Origin of the sequence: Leifsonia sp., assembly GCF_051955155.1 — a bacterium.
Lineage (GTDB): Bacteria > Actinomycetota > Actinomycetes > Actinomycetales > Microbacteriaceae > Leifsonia.
Genome location: NZ_JBQCGZ010000124.1, coordinates 41,985 through 56,211, shown reverse-complemented (window position 1 = coordinate 56,211; position 14,227 = coordinate 41,985). Strand labels below are relative to the sequence as shown.

16 protein-coding genes and 1 tRNA gene are annotated in these 14,227 nt (G+C 71.8%); 7 read left to right on the top strand and 10 right to left on the bottom strand.

The window, feature by feature from the left end; translation table 11 throughout:
* The 3 genes from ACTHMF_RS13600 to ACTHMF_RS13590 form a co-directional block, all read right to left on the bottom strand.
* A partial coding sequence (locus ACTHMF_RS13600; protein WP_440318297.1) for an ABC transporter permease occupies positions 1–1,199 on the bottom strand: 1,199 nt, incomplete at its 3' end.
* Position 1,200: 1 nt separating this feature from the next.
* Positions 1,201–2,931, bottom strand: coding sequence for an ABC transporter ATP-binding protein (locus tag ACTHMF_RS13595; RefSeq protein WP_440318295.1), 1,731 nt, complete (start codon positions 2,929–2,931; stop codon positions 1,201–1,203).
* Between the two features lie 262 nt (positions 2,932–3,193).
* Complete coding sequence (locus tag ACTHMF_RS13590; protein ID WP_440318294.1) at positions 3,194–3,751, bottom strand: dihydrofolate reductase family protein; 558 nt, start codon at positions 3,749–3,751, stop codon at positions 3,194–3,196.
* Positions 3,752–4,023: 272 nt separating this feature from the next.
* On the opposite strand from ACTHMF_RS13590, the gene ACTHMF_RS13585 reads away from it, so the two are divergent.
* Positions 4,024–4,737 (top strand): ribosomal RNA small subunit methyltransferase A, encoded by a 714-nt coding sequence (locus tag ACTHMF_RS13585; protein ID WP_440318292.1) that lies wholly within the window; start codon positions 4,024–4,026, stop codon positions 4,735–4,737.
* A gap of 23 nt (positions 4,738–4,760) precedes the next feature.
* Here ACTHMF_RS13585 and ACTHMF_RS13580 read toward each other — a convergent pair whose 3' ends face one another.
* Together ACTHMF_RS13580 and ACTHMF_RS13575 are read right to left on the bottom strand one after the other, a co-directional pair.
* Entirely contained in the window at positions 4,761–6,332 is a 1,572-nt protein-coding gene (locus ACTHMF_RS13580) for a transporter (protein ID WP_440318290.1), read from the bottom strand.
* Positions 6,314–7,081, bottom strand: a complete 768-nt coding sequence (locus tag ACTHMF_RS13575) for an ABC transporter ATP-binding protein (RefSeq protein ID WP_440318288.1) — start codon at positions 7,079–7,081, stop codon at positions 6,314–6,316. The genes ACTHMF_RS13580 and ACTHMF_RS13575 overlap by 19 nt, the downstream gene beginning before the upstream one ends.
* A gap of 124 nt (positions 7,082–7,205) precedes the next feature.
* Here ACTHMF_RS13575 and ACTHMF_RS13570 point away from each other — a divergent pair, with 124 nt between their 5' ends.
* A complete protein-coding gene (locus ACTHMF_RS13570) occupies positions 7,206–7,430 on the top strand; it encodes a hypothetical protein (RefSeq protein ID WP_314149504.1) in 225 nt (74 codons plus the stop codon).
* Between the two features lie 42 nt (positions 7,431–7,472).
* Here the strand turns inward: ACTHMF_RS13570 and ACTHMF_RS13565 are convergent, their stop codons facing one another.
* A complete protein-coding gene (locus ACTHMF_RS13565) occupies positions 7,473–7,838 on the bottom strand; it encodes a hypothetical protein (RefSeq protein WP_440318286.1) in 366 nt (121 codons plus the stop codon).
* Positions 7,839–8,178: 340 nt separating this feature from the next.
* Between ACTHMF_RS13565 and ACTHMF_RS13560 the strand changes: the two genes are divergently transcribed.
* A complete protein-coding gene (locus ACTHMF_RS13560) occupies positions 8,179–9,099 on the top strand; it encodes an NADP-dependent oxidoreductase (protein ID WP_440318302.1) in 921 nt (306 codons plus the stop codon).
* A gap of 64 nt (positions 9,100–9,163) precedes the next feature.
* Positions 9,164–9,787: a flavin reductase family protein gene (locus ACTHMF_RS13555; RefSeq protein WP_314149507.1), complete on the top strand. Its 624-nt coding sequence runs from the start codon at positions 9,164–9,166 to the stop codon at positions 9,785–9,787.
* Between the two features lie 52 nt (positions 9,788–9,839).
* Here ACTHMF_RS13555 and ACTHMF_RS13550 read toward each other — a convergent pair.
* Both ACTHMF_RS13550 and ACTHMF_RS13545 read right to left on the bottom strand, forming a co-directional pair.
* Positions 9,840–9,912: transfer RNA gene (locus ACTHMF_RS13550), tRNA-Arg, on the bottom strand.
* 92 nt (positions 9,913–10,004) lie between these two features.
* A complete protein-coding gene (locus ACTHMF_RS13545; RefSeq protein ID WP_440318284.1) occupies positions 10,005–10,784 on the bottom strand; it encodes a dienelactone hydrolase family protein in 780 nt (259 codons plus the stop codon).
* A 173-nt stretch (positions 10,785–10,957) separates the two neighbouring features.
* On the opposite strand from ACTHMF_RS13545, the gene ACTHMF_RS13540 reads away from it, so the two are divergent.
* Together ACTHMF_RS13540 and ACTHMF_RS13535 are read left to right on the top strand one after the other, a co-directional pair.
* Positions 10,958–11,251: a GNAT family N-acetyltransferase gene (locus ACTHMF_RS13540; RefSeq protein WP_440318283.1), complete on the top strand. Its 294-nt coding sequence runs from the start codon at positions 10,958–10,960 to the stop codon at positions 11,249–11,251.
* 68 nt (positions 11,252–11,319) lie between these two features.
* Positions 11,320–12,237, top strand: coding sequence for a zinc-binding dehydrogenase (locus ACTHMF_RS13535; RefSeq protein WP_440318281.1), 918 nt, complete (start codon positions 11,320–11,322; stop codon positions 12,235–12,237).
* 19 nt (positions 12,238–12,256) lie between these two features.
* Here ACTHMF_RS13535 and ACTHMF_RS13530 read toward each other — a convergent pair whose 3' ends face one another.
* Positions 12,257–12,922, bottom strand: a complete 666-nt coding sequence (locus ACTHMF_RS13530; protein WP_440318279.1) for an HAD-IA family hydrolase — start codon at positions 12,920–12,922, stop codon at positions 12,257–12,259.
* Between the two features lie 22 nt (positions 12,923–12,944).
* Complete coding sequence (locus ACTHMF_RS13525) at positions 12,945–13,160, bottom strand: hypothetical protein (protein ID WP_440318277.1); 216 nt, start codon at positions 13,158–13,160, stop codon at positions 12,945–12,947.
* An 86-nt stretch (positions 13,161–13,246) separates the two neighbouring features.
* Here ACTHMF_RS13525 and ACTHMF_RS13520 point away from each other — a divergent pair, with 86 nt between their 5' ends.
* A complete protein-coding gene (locus tag ACTHMF_RS13520; protein WP_440318276.1) occupies positions 13,247–14,197 on the top strand; it encodes a helix-turn-helix domain-containing protein in 951 nt (316 codons plus the stop codon).
* Positions 14,198–14,227 lie beyond the last annotated feature (30 nt).

Below are 14,227 nucleotides of genomic sequence, written 5' to 3'. Positions count from 1 at the left end.
AGGTTCGCCATCGAGGCCAGCTGGGTCAGGGGCTGGGTGAACTGCCGGGAGTACTGGATGAAGGCCTGGACGTCGCCCAGGGTCATGGCGCCGGTGGCGACCCGCAGGCCGCCGACGACGGCGATGAGCACGTAGGAGAGGTACGAGACGAAGTTCATCGCCGGCATGATCATGCCGGACACGAACTGCGCATCGACCGTCGACTTCCACAGCGTCCCATTGCGCTTGTCGAACTCCTCCAGCATGACCGCGTCACGGCCGAACGCGCGCACCAGCTCCAGGCCGGAGTAGGACTCCTCGATGTGCCCGTTCAGCGCACCGGTCGAGCTCCACTGCTGCTTGAACAGCTTCTGCGAGCGTGTGCCGATGACCCCGGCGATCACGCCGGAGAGCGGGATGGAGATCAGCGCGATGAGCGCGAGTTGCCAGGAGACGATGAACATCATGATGCCGATGCCGATCACCATCAGGACCGACTGGATCAGCTGCGAGAACGCCTGCTGCAGCGCGGTCTGGATGTTGTCGACGTCGTTCGTGACGCGCGACATCAGGTCGCCGCGCTGCCGGGTGTCGAAGTAGCTGAGCGGGAGCCGGTTCAGCTTGGTCTCGACGTCCGCGCGCAACCGGTAGACCACGCGCATCACCAGCGCGTTCAGGATGTAGCCCTGCCACCACTGCAGCAGCGAGGCCACCGTGTACATCGCCAGCACGATCAGCAGCAGCCGGCCCAGGGCGGTGAAGTCGATGCCCTCGCCCGGCACGATGCCGGAGCCGGCGAGCATGTCGGCGAACTGGTCCTGGCCGGCCGCGCGTGCGCCCTGGACGACCTGGTCGAGCGTCGCGCCCTTCGGCAGCGAGGCGCCGATCGCACCGTTGAAGATGACGTCGGTCGCCTGGCCGAGGATCTTGGGCGCGATCACCGTGAGCGCGACCGAGATCACCACGAGCGCGGTGACGAAGGTCATCCCCACCCACTCCGGCCTCAGCAGCCCGAGCAGGCGCTTGAACGACGGCCAGAAGTGCTCCGCCTTCTTCGCCGGCGTCCCGCCGAACATGTCGCCGTCGGACTCCGTCGGCTCGAACTCGTACTCGAGCTCCAGCTCCTCGATGGCGGTGTCGACACCGGCCTCGGTGAGCAGCGGCTCCTTCGATCCGTTCTTCTTCCCGCGTCCCCGCGGGTCCTTCTGCCGGCGCGCCATCTCAGGCCACCTCCAGGGTCAGCTGGGACTCGACGATCTCGCGGTAGGTCTCGCTCGTCTCCAGCAGTTCGTCATGGGTGCCGCGGCCGACGACCCGGCCGTCGTCGAGGACGACGATCGTGTCCGCCTCGCGGATGGTCGAAACGCGCTGCGCGACGACGATGACCGTCGCGTCGCCCGTCGAGGTGGCGAGCGCCCGTCTCAGCCGGGCGTCGGTCGCGACGTCCAGGGCGGAGAACGAGTCGTCGAAGAGGAACACCTTCGGCCGGGCGACGAGGGCGCGCGCGATGCACAGCCGCTGCCGCTGCCCGCCGGACACGTTCGTCCCGCCCTGAGCGATCCGCTCGTCGAGGCCGTGCTCCTTCGCGCGGACGAAGTCCTCCGCCTGAGCGACGCGCAGTGCGGCCCACAGCTCGTCGTCGGTCGCGTCCGGCCGGCCGAACCGCAGGTTGGTCGCGACCGTCCCGGAGAACAGGTACGGCTTCTGCGGCACCAGGCCGAGCACGCCGGCCAGCTGCGCGCGGCTCAGCCTGTCCACCTCGACGCCGCCGATGCGCACGTGCCCGGACTGCGGCGTGAACAGGTTCGCGATGACCGACACCAGCGTCGTCTTGCCCGACCCGGTGGAGCCGACGATCGCGGTCACCTTGCCCGGCTCGGCCGTGAAGCTCACGTCGCTGAGCACCGGCTTCTCCGCGCCGGGATAGCCGAAGGTGATACCGTCCACCTCGACCCGGCCGTCCGCCGGTGCGGACGCGCCGGACCCGGCCGCGTCGATCGACGGCGTCGCGCTCAGCACCTCGTCGATGCGCTCCGCGCAGACCATCGCGCGCGGGATCATCATGGCCATGAACACGCCCATCATGACCGCCACCAGGATCTGCAGCAGATACTGCAGGAACGCGGTGAGCGCGCCGATCTGGATGTCGCCCGCGTCCACCCGCTGACCGCCGAACCACAGCACGGCGGCGGTGGCGGCGTTCAGGATGAGCATGATCAGCGGGAACATCAGCACGAAGATGTTGCCGACCTTCACGGAGATGCGGGTGAGGGCCGCGTTCGCGTCGTCGTAGCGCGCGGTCTCGAACTTCTCGCGGACGAAGGCGCGGATCACGCGGATGCCGACGATCTGCTCGCGGATCACGCCGTTCACGCCGTCGATCCGCTCCTGCATCACGCGGAACATCGGCAGCAGCAGCCAGACCAGGATGCCGACGACGACGAACAGCACGGCGACGGAGACCCAGATCAGCCAGGACAGCCCGGCGTCCACCTGGACCGCGAGGATGATGCCGGCGATGCACATGATCGGCGTCGACACCATGAAGTTCAGCGTCATCAGCACGAGCATCTGCACCTGCTGCACGTCGTTGGTGTTGCGGGTGATCAGGGTGGGCATGCCCCACCTGGCGAGGTCGAGCGCGGGCAGCGCATCCACCTTGCGGTAGAAGGAGCGGCGGATGTCCCGCCCGACGGACATCGACGCACGCGCGCCGAAATAGGTGGCGGTGATCGCCGCGGCCACCTGCACGAAGCAGACGACCAGCATCGTCCCGCCTGTCGACCAGATGAAGCCGGTGTCGCCCTTCACGACGCCCTTGTCGATGATCTGGGCGTTGAGCGTCGGAAGGTAGAGCGCGGCCATGGTGGCGATCAGCTGCAGGATGACGACGGCCACGACCGCGCCCCAATAGGGACGCACGAAGCGCAGCGCCATTCGAAGAAGAGTCACGATGATTCCTGGGGTTCGCTTTTCACGGATGTGTGTGGGATGCACGGTGCAGTGCCCGGGCGCACACGGAGCAGGAGCAGGCGAGCTCGCGTCGACCGCACCGTCGAACATGTCCCCTTGTCGCCACGGCGCGGCTCTCAGTACCCCCGAGAGCACCAACCGTAGCGCTTTCGGCCGACATTCGGTGCGGTCCATGCGCCCGTATCGACGCTATCCACGCCTGCGGTCAGCTTCTGACCGCATTCGGATGAGGCTGGGGGCGTCAGGCGCGCGTGTAGACGAGGTGCAGCACGCCGTTCGCGTACGCGTCGTACTGGCGCAGCCGCAGCCGGGTCTCCGGCGAGCCCTCCGGGAAGAGCCGGGCGCCCCTCCCGCGCACGAGCGGGTAGACGAAGAGGTGGAGGGTGTCCACGAGCCCGTCGGCGAGTAGCGCGCGCACCAGCGACCCGCTGCCGCTCACGTACACGCCGCCGGAGACCTCGTCCGCGAACGCGCGGATGCGATCCGCGTCGTACGCGCCGAGCGAGCGCGAGTTCCGCCACGTCGCCTCGGCGGCCGCGTCGTCGAGCGTGGAGCTGACGACGGCCTTCGGCGAGTCGTTGAAGAACGGAGCGCCCGGATCGTCCTCGACGGTCCGCACCGACCAGGCCGGGGCGAACATCTCGAAGGTGCGCCTGCCGAGCAGCACGGCGTCGGACGCCCGGGTGATCCGCCCGATGTCCTCGCCCATCTCCTCGTCGAACCCGAACTCCATGGTCCAGCTCGGGTCCTCGAAGACGCCGTCGAGGGAGACGAACTCGTGCACTGCGATGCTGCCCATGCCTGTCAGCATAGGGCGCTGCGGCCGACCGGTCGACAGGCGTCGTCCGGCGCCCCTAGGCTGGTGCGCATGATAGAGCTGTGCGCCTTCGGCCAGCGGACCATCGCGCGGGAGCGCCGCGCCTGACGGCGCGACCCCGCTGACGTCCCGGTTCCCACACCGGTCCCGTTCCGCCGCGCCGTCCCTCCGGTCCCTCGCGTCCGGCCACGGCTCTTCCGCGCGTGTTGCGCGCGCTCCCGTCCCGGGCGCTCCACCGATCGCTGGAGTGCGCCATGCCCCGTCATCCCCTGCCCAGCCGTCCCGGCCGCCACGAGCTGGGCCAGAACTTCCTCGTCCACCGGCCGACCGTCGCCACCGTCCTCGCGCTCGCCCGCGAGACGTCCGGGCCCATCCTGGAGCTCGGGGCGGGCGACGGCGCCCTGACCGTGCCGCTGGCCTCGCTCGGCCGCGAGCTGCTCGCGATCGACGTCGACGGCGCGCGCGTCCGCCGCCTGGCACGCCGGCTGCCGGAGGTGGACGTGCGCGAGCTGGACGCGATGCGCGTCCGGCTGGACCGGCCCGTGGTGGTCGGCAACATCCCGTTCCACCTGACGACCCCGCTCCTGCGCCGGCTGCTCGCCGACGGCCGCTGGCGCGACGCCATCCTGGTGACGCAGTGGGAGGTCGCCCGCAAGCGCGCCGGCGTCGGCGGCGGGACGATGCTCACGGCACAGACGGCGCCCTGGTTCTCGTTCGAGCTGTGCGGCCGCGTCCCCGCCCACGGCTTCCGGCCGGCCCCGAGCGTCGACGGCGGCATCCTGCACGTCCGCCGCCGCGCGCGCCCGTTGCTGCCGCCCGGGCAGCGCGCCGGCTACGAGCACTTCGTGCGCTCGGTCTTCACCGGGCGCGGCGGGGACGCGCTGGCCAGCCGCGTCGGCGGCCGCGGGGCGCGGCCGCGCGACCTCAGCGCGGAGCAGTGGGTGCGGCTGTGGGCGGCGGGGCGGTGAGCCGCGCCACCTCCGCCCCCGGCTCAGGCGTCCTTGCGCAGCTGCAGCAGCAGCTCGGGGGCCCTGGCGTCGAGGATGTTGCCGCCCACGCGCGCGCCGATCGTGAGCAGGATGCCGCCGAGGACGGCGCCGACCGCGAGGCCGAGCCAGCCCCACAGCGCGTCGCCGGTGACGATCGCGACGATCAGCAGCACGATCTCCGGCAGGCAGAGGACCGCGATGACGCCCCAGGCCGCGAAGGTCGGGCCGAGCAGCGAGATGTTGGATCCCGGCCGGGAGCGGAACGGGTTGTCGCCGGGCTCCGGGACCGGGAACACGAAGCGCGCGGAGGTGACCGCGCACACCGCGGCGCCGGTGAGCAGCACGCCGAGGGAGAGCCCGAGCAGGCCGGGGAAGGTCGCCCAGTCCCCGGTGATCACGGCCGAGAGCACCGAGATGAGGACGACGGCGGGCACCCCGAACGTCAGCATCGCGGCCGCCCGGCCCCACCGGTCAGCGCGGCCGGGGACCGCCTTGGCGACGTGCAGCGCGAAGGCCGTCGAGTCGTACGAGACGTCGGCGATCATCCCGATGCCGAGCGAGAACGCGACGATCGGCGCGGCGAGGAAGAACAGCCCGCCGGAGTGGTTGAGGCTCGAGTAGAACCAGAACAGCACCGGCATCAGCGGGATGATCAGCAGCTGTCGCAGGTAGCGCGGGTCGCGGAACCAGTAGGTGAGGCAGCGGGCGGCGATCGCGCCGGCCTGCGTGCCGGGCAGGATGCCGAACAGGCCGAGCTTGCCCTGGGCCCGGGTGCGGGAGTTCGAGCGGACCGGCGTCACGAGCGATCGGGCGAGCCCCCAGCGCCACACCAGCCACAGCACCACGAAGGTCGCGACCGCGACCAGCAGCCGGGCGAGCGCGCCGAGCGGGTCGCCGAGCGCGAACGACGACGGCACGGCCCAGACCGCGCCGAGCGGCGACCAGGACAGGCCGTCGGCCACCGACGGCAGCGCGTCGGCCGAGCTGCGGATGCCGCGGGTCACGCCGATGATGATCGGCCCGGCGAGGATCAGCGGGATGAGCACGAGCAGACCGCTGGCCTCGCGGAACCGGCGGCCGCTGGCGAGACCGCTCGCGACCGACGTCACGGCCCGCGAGATCACGACGCAGGTGGCCGCGCCCAGTGCGCCGGTCAGCAGGGCGACCACCGCGACACCCGGCAGACGCAGCCAGGACACCGATGTCGCGAGCGCCGCGAGGGTCGTCGCCGCGCCGGCGACGCCGACGATGCCGCTCAGCAGCATCCCGATCATCATCGGCCGCAGCGCGATCGGGTAGACGGCGAGGCGTGCGGGATCCAGCGTCTGCTCGACGCCGGACAGCAGCAGCGGGAACACCGCCCAGCCGAGCACCGCGGCCGAGCCGGCGATGACGACGATGGTGCGGGTCAGCTCCACGGGCGCGAAGTTCAGGGCGACCAGACCCCCGAGCACGGCGACCAGGGCGACCAGGCCGTAGAGGCCGCCGAGGATCACGGCGACGAGCTGCGACGTGCTGCGGCGGAACGAGTTGCGCAGGACGAGCAGGCGCAGCCTTACGAGTGTCGCAACCATTCCGGCCCCTCCCCGACCCGGCGGCCGCCGACCAGCTCCACGAACCGGTCCTCCAGGGTCGAACCCGCGCGCACGTCGTCGACCGTTCCCGCCGCGACGACGCGGCCGGCGGTGATGACGGCGACGTGGTCGCACATCCGCTCCACCAGGTCCATCACGTGCGAGGACACGATGACCGTCCCTCCGCTCTGCACGTAGCCGTGCAGGATATCGCGGATGTTCGCGGCGGACACCGGATCGACGGACTCGAACGGCTCGTCGAGCACCAGCACCCGCGGCGCGTGCACCATCGCCGCCGCGAGCGCGACCTTCTTGGTCATGCCCGCGGAGTAGTCGACGACGAGCGTGCCGCCCGCCGACTCCAGGTCGAGCAGGCGGAGCAGGTCGTGCGTGCGCTCGATGGCGGTCGGCCGGTCCATCCCGCTGAGCAGGCCCGCGTACTCCACCAGCTGCTCGCCGGTGAGCCGGTCGAACAGCCGGACACCGTCGGAGAGCACCCCCACCAGTGCCTTCGCGGCGAGCGGGTCCTTCCACATGTCCACGCCGTGGATGAGCACCTGGCCTGCGTCGGGGCGCAGGAGCCCGGTCGCCATGCTGAGCGTCGTGGTCTTGCCTGCTCCGTTCGGGCCGACCAGCCCGTAGAAGCTGCCGGACGGGACGTCGAGGTCGATGCCGTCGACCGCCGCCTTCTCGCCGAAGTGCTTGTGCAGGCCGCGGATGCTGACCGCGAGCGTGTCGTCGTGCGCCATCGAACCCCCTGTGGTGCCTGTTCCGTGCGCCCAGCCTATCGGCAGGCGTTTTCCCGCATAACGTTTCCGACGCCACGCGGTCGGGGGCTGTTCGTCTCGCCGCGAATCGGGTAGGACGGGTGGCATGGAGACCGTCCTCGCCGTTCTCGAACGGGGCGACGTGGCTTTCGAGATCGAGTTCGAGCGAACCACAGAGCCGCCGTTCGAACTGCGCGTGCCCTCCGACATCGGCGGCGCGGCGGTCATCGATGTCTTCGACCTCGCCGACTCGAGCGAGTGGCCGTTCCTGCTGCGCTACACCTTCTCCGAGTGCGTGCCCGTGGTGATCGGCTCCCCCGACGACTTCTGATCCCACGCGCGCTTGCGCTCTATCGGCGCACAGTGGCGGCCGCTAGAACAGGAACATCTGGCCGAGCACGATGACGAGGATCAGGAAAACGACCACGATCCCGCCGATGATCACGAGCGTACGGGCCGACATCCTGGCGATGCCGAAGCCGACGATGAAGGGCAGCGCCAGGCAGCCGAGCGCGACGATCCACCAGAACGCCTGGAACCCGCCCTGCGACGCCGACTCCAGCCGCCCGCCGAACAGCCGCTGCGTCGCGGGGTGCGTCGCGAAGGCGATGCTCGCGGACAGCGGGTACGCGATCAGCACCGCGGTGATCAGCCCGGCGAACGCTCCCCACATCCCCCGGTGAGCGCCGAGGTGCAGCGTCTCCTCGCGGTGCGGTACCTGCTTGCTCTTCGTGCTCATGGCGCAGAGCATAGCCAGCGGCGGCGGCCCTGGGAGCCCCCGACTCGAACGGGGGACAAAACGGGTTGACGGAACGGTCTACTGCGCGCGTACCCTGGAAAGGTCACCGGCGCTGCCGCACGCAGCCAGGGGGCGTATCAGCTCGCGCCGGCGTTTACCCGATGCCCGTGTGGGAGTGGCTGGACCACTCCCATACGGTCGCGTCCGCAGATATCCTGGGACGCATCGGAGTAGATAACGTCCTCCCTCTCGGAGCACGCGCACACGCGGGTCGGATAATCCGCCACTTCTGTCGAACAAGGAGTGTGCGATGAGCGACCACCCGTCCGAGGGACGCCGCATGAGGGCGGCCCTGTTCCGCCGGTTCGGCGGCCCGGAGGTGCTGGAGATCGCCGCGCTGCCGGAGCCGCACGCCGGCCCCGGCGAGGTCCGCATCCGGGTGCGCGCGGCCGGTGTCAACGCCAGCGACTGGAAGAAGCGTCGGGGTCTGATGGACCAGGAGCTCCCGCAGACGCTCGGCCACGAGGCGGCGGGCATCGTCGACGAGGTGGGCGACGGTGTCGCGGGCGTCGCGGTCGGCGACGCGGTGTTCGGCGCCTCGCCGTACGGCGCCGCGCAGGCGGAACTGGCCGTGCTGTCGGACTGGGCCGCGCTCCCGGACGGCCTCGGTTTCGCCGAGGCCGCAGCCGTGCCCACCGCCGCGGAGACCGCGGCGCGCTCGCTGGACCTGCTCGGGGTCGGCACGGGCGACATCCTGCTGGTCAACGGCGCCTCCGGGAGCGTGGGCAGCGCCGCCGTGCAGCTCGCCGTGCACCGGGGTGCGCGCGTCATCGGCACCGGGAGTCCCGCGACGCACAACGCGTTGCGCGCCCTCGGCGCCGAACCGGTCGCCTACGGCGAAGGGATGGTCCACCGTGTGCGCGCCATCTCAGGGGCCGGCGTCGACCGGGCGCTTGACGTGGCAGGCAGCGGCGTGCTCCCCGAGCTCGTCGCCCTTGCCGGCGGCGCGGAGAACGTCGTCACCGTGGCCGACGTCGCGAGCGCCCGACGCCAAGGCGTCCGGTTCAGCAGCGGGGATGCGGGCCGCGCGACGTACGCGCTCGCGCAGGTCGCCGAGCTGGTGGCCTCCGGGGAGTTCTCGATCGCGGTGGGCCGCACGTTCCCTCTGGAGGAGGTCGCTGAGGCGCACCGCGTCGGCGAGAGCGGTGCGGTCCGCGGGAAGCTCGTGCTCGTGGTGGACCGACAGCGCGTCACGCGATGACCGCTCGTCACGCGATGACCGATAACCGCCAGTGTGGCCACCGCGGCTCGCTCAGCATGGAGTCATGCACTCGATCGTTCCCCTCAAAGTCCACTACTACGGCACGCCCGTCGTGCTCGTCTCGTCCACCAATCCGGACGGCTCGAGCAATCTCGCGCCCATGTCGTCCGCCTGGTGGCTCGGCGACAGCGCCATGCTCGGACTCGGCACGTCCTCCCGAACGACGCAGAACATCCTCCGCACCGGCTCCTGCGTCCTCAACCTCGCCCCGTCGAGCCTGGTGGATCACGTCGATCGGCTGGCGCTCCTGACCGGGGAGCCCGTCCTCACCCCGCACAAGCGCGAGACCGGATACCGGTACGAGCCGCGCAAATTCGAGGCGGCAGGGCTCTCACCGCAGCCCTCCGACCTCGTCAGCGCCGAGCGCGTCGCCGAGTGCCCTATCCAGCTCGAGTGCACGCTCGTCGCGAGCCACGACTTCGGGACGGCTCGAGCGCTCCACGTGCGGGTGCTGCGCTCGCACGTGGACGAGTCGCTGATCCTGCCGGGCACGTCGTACGTCGATCCGATCGCCTGGGACCCGCTGATCATGAAGTTCTGCGACTTCTTCGGCGACGGTCGACCGCTTGCGCCGTCCCGCCTCGCCGAGGGCTGGGCGATGCCGGGACGGCTCACGGCCGCCTCCTGACATGCGAGAAGCCCCCGCGTCTGCGGGGGCTTCTGCACTGTCTCAACCAGTGTGCGCCACGAGGGATTCGAACCCCCAACCTTCTGATCCGTAGTCAGATGCTCTATCCGTTGAGCTAGTGGCGCGAGACCCGCCGCGTTCCCGCGCGGGCCGGGTTAGAGCTTACATGACCGCATCGCAGACCGCCAATTGAGCCGGACCGGCGGCCCGGGGCGGCTCACGCGAAGATCTCGTCGAGGAAGCAGACCAGCGCGCGCCAGCTGCGGGCGTCGGCGAGCGGGCGGTAACGCTCGTCGCCGGGGATCGTGAACGCGTGCGGAGCGCCGGAGTAGGTGGTGATCTGCCAGTCGACGTGCGGGGCCGTCCGCAGCTCGTTCTCGAACGCGACGACCGCCTCGTCCGGCACCACCGGGTCGTCGCCGCCGGTGAGGATGAGCAGGGACGCCGCGATCGCCCCCGCGTCGGACGGGTCGTGCGCAATCAGCCCGCCGTGGAAGGAGACGGCGCCGCGCGCGGGAGCGCCGGTGCGCGCGAACTCGAGGGCGGCGGTGCCGCCGAAGCAGTAGCCGATCACCGCCAGGCGCGCCGGGTCGACGGCGGGATGCTGCTGCAGCCAGCTGAACCCGGCGGCGACTCTGCTGCGCAGCAGCGGCAGGTCCCGGTAGTACGTGGCCGCCTCGGCGGGTGCGGCGTCCCCGGTCGGCCGGACGCCGGCGCCGTAGAGGTCGGCGGCGAACGCCACGTAGCCGCGGCGGGCCAGCATCTGGGCGCGCATCCGCACGTTGTCGCCGACGCCGTGCCAGTCGTGCAGGATCAGCACGCCCGGCCGCCGCTCGTCCGCCTGAACGTCGCGGGCGAGGTAGCCCTCCAGCGGCAGCCCCTCGTGCTCGTAGCCGACGGTCTCGGCATCGATCACGGAGTGCTCGCCGATGGGCACCTGCTCCAGCAAGGCTCGGTGGGCGGCGGACAGGTCGAGCGACGGACTGACGATCGTCACGGATACGGCTCCAAGGCGTGCTCGGTACGTCACCGGGGCGGTCGCCGCCGGCGGCCTGGCCTGCTGTGGCTGGTCGCGGAATGCGCGCGGGAGCCCGGGAGTGCGGGTCGGGTTCCCACATCCGTCACGATACCTCGGGTTCCCGTACCGCGCGACGGACGTACCATGGGCGCATGGCCATCGAGTTCAGCAACGAGACCGACGCGAACCGTTACGCGATGCGGATCGACGGCGAGCTCGTCGGCATCCTCGACTACCGCATCCTGGGCGGCGCCATCTCGCTGACGCGCGCGTTCACCGTCCCGACGCACCGGGGCAGGGGGTACGCGGCCCAGCTCGTCGAGCACGCGGTGAACGACATCGAGGCGAGCGGCGACCTGCGGATCGTGCCGATGTGCTGGTACGTCGCCGACTGGTTCGAGGCGCACCCCGAGCGCTCCGGTCTGCTGCAGCGGCACGCCGGCTGATGGCGGCGACCGGAGGGTCGACGCGGCGCTCTGCGCGGGTCGTTCGGTTCGGCGACCCGAGCGGTGTCGTGCTCGCGACGGAGCCGGTGCGCGCGCCGCGCGGCAACGATGTCGTCGTCAGGGTGACCGACGCCTCCCTCGGCTCGACCGACGTGCTGGCCCGGCGCGGCGGCTACGTCCTCCAGCCGGTCCCCGGCTTCGTCACGGGGTACGACCTCGTCGGCGTTCTCGAGACGGAGTCCGCGGTGTCCGTGGCGCTCGGGCTGCGTGCCGGGATGCGCGTCGCCGGCGTCCTGCCCCGGATGGGCGCGCACACGACGCGGCTCGTCGTCCCGCCGACGCTGCTCGTCGCCGTCCCGGACGGCCTGGACTCGGCAAGCGCCGCCGCGCTGCCGCTGGACGCGGTGACCGCCGCCCTCGCGCTTCGGCTGGCCGGCCCCGCCTCGCGCATCCTCGTGCAGGGCGTCTCGGGGGCGGTCGGCTCGCTCGCCGCCCAGCTCGCCTCCCGCGCCGGAGCCTCCGTCGTCGGAACGGCGTCCGCACCCGTGGACGGCGTGCCGACGGTCGACTACCGCGACCCGGACTGGCCTGCGCTGGCCGTCGCGGAGGCCGGCGGAGCGTTCGACGCGGCCATCGACCACACGGGATCCCCGCGCGTCGCCGAGGCGCTCACGCCGACCGGCGTCCTCGTCCACACCGCGTTCGCGGGCAGGCGCGGGCACGAGCGCGCGGACACGGTGCGCGGCGGTGCGCGGGCGGCGCTCGCGCGGCATCCCCGCGAGCGGGTGTGCAGCGTCCCGTTGTTCGTGCTGCGGCACCGCCCCGACTACCGGCGGATGCTGTCCGGACTGCTCGCCGACGCGGCGGAGGGGCGGCTGCGGACGTTCCGGCCGCAGCCCTTCGCGCTCGACGAGGTGTGGGAGGCGCACCGCGCGGCCGAGGCCGCGGAGCCGGGACGCAAGGTCGTCGTCGAGCCGCGCGCCTGAGCGTCGCGACCGCCGCAGGTCAGCCGGCGGCGCCGAGCTCCACGCGCCAGCCGTCGGCGCCGGCCGGGACGACGCGCAGGCCCTCGTAGTCGCGCCTGCGGTCGAGCCCGTCCGTCGTCGCCGACGCGTGCGCGCCGATCACGACGACCGTCGCGCCGGACGCACGCGCCGCCGCGAGGCCGGCCTCGGCGTCCTCGAAGGCCGCGCAGCGCTCGACGGGCACGCCGAGCCGGGAGGCGGCGAGCAGGTAGCACTCCGGGTCCGGCTTGCCGCGCTCGACGTCCTCGGCGGCGACCAGCACCGCCGGCTCACGGACCCCGGCTGCGCGCAGCCGCGTCGCGGCCAGCTCGCGCGGCGCACTGGTGACGACGGCGACCGGGGCGCCCGCCTCGATCAGCGCATCCAGCAGGACGGCCGCGCCCGGCACCTCCACGATGCCGTCGGTGCGCGTCAGCTCCTCCGCGACGAGACCGCCGACCAGCGCGGAGCGCTCCTCGGGGGCGGCGGCCGGGAGGAAGTGCGTCACGGTGTCGATCGCCTGGCGGCCGTGCGCGTAGTCGAGGATCGCCGCCGGGTCGAGGCCGTGCCGGTCGCCGAACTCCGTCCAGACCGCCTCGACGACGTGCGTCGAGTCGACGAGCGTGCCGTCCATGTCGAACAGGAAGCCGGAGGCGGTGAGCTGCATCCTTCCAGCGTAGAGGCCCGGCTCAGCGGCCGGTCGACCGGGCGTCCTGCGCCGCGTGCAGGTCGGAGAGGGCGCGCTCGGTCTCCCGGGTGACACGCCCGCCCCGTGCCGCGATCGCGGAGGGCAGCCAGTCGCTCAGGACGAAGCGGCGCGCGGGGACCGGCTCGCCGCCGTTGCTGCGGGCCGGGCGGGCCACCCAGCCGTGTTCGATTCCCTGTGCCCACGTGTGATTTGCCATGACGCTCACGTTACGGACGAAAAGATTCGGCCACGAGATGGCCCGGGGTCTATCTTCGTAAAGATACGGCCAGTACACTGGGCGGCATGTTGAAGTCGGTCGCCGTCCCCGTCATCGACGACTTCGCCATGTTCGAGTTCGGCGTCGTGTGCGAGGTCTTCGGGCTCGACCGCAGCTATGCGGGGCTGGAGCCGTTCGACTTCCGGGTGTGCTCGCCGCGCCCCGGCGAGCCCATCGCCAACACCACGGGCGCGCAGCTGATCGCGCCGTTCGGGCTCGAGGCCATGGAGGACGCCGACCTGATCGCGGTGCCCGCCGCCACGATCCGCGACGGCTACCCGGAGGAGCTGCTGGAGGGGCTGCGGCGAGCGCACGCGCGCGGCGCCATCCTGCTCAGCGTCTGCTCTGGCGCCTTCGCGCTCGGCGCCGCCGGCCTGCTCGACGACCGCGAGTGCACGACGCACTGGCGATACACGGACGCCCTGCAGCGCCGCTTTCCGCTCGCCCGCGTGAACCCGGACGTGCTCTTCATCGACGACGGCACCATCATCACGAGCGCCGGCACCTCGGCCGGCATCGACGCGTGCCTGCACCTCGTGCGCCGCGAGCTCGGCAGCGCCGTCGCCAACACGATCGCGCGCAACATGGTGGTCCCCCCGCAGCGCGACGGCGGCCAGCGCCAGTACATCGAGAAGCCGGTATCGGACTGCGAGGACGACACCTTCAGCGAACTGCTCGACTACCTGGCGGACCGGCTGGACGAGAACCACACCGTCGGCGGGCTCGCGGCCAGGAGCCACATGTCCACCCGCAGCTTCTCACGGCGCTTCGTCGCCGAGACCGGGGTACCGCCGATGCAGTGGCTGACCACCCAGCGAGTACTGCACGCGCGGCTGCTGCTGGAGACCACCGACCTGCCGGTGGAGGAGGTCGCCCGGCGCTGCGGGTTCGCGAGCGCCACACTGCTCCGGCACCACTTCGACGCGGAGGTCGGCGTGCCGCCGACCCGCTACCGCGCCGCGTTCGCCCAGCGCTGACCCGCATCCACCCCGCCACCGCCGCGACCG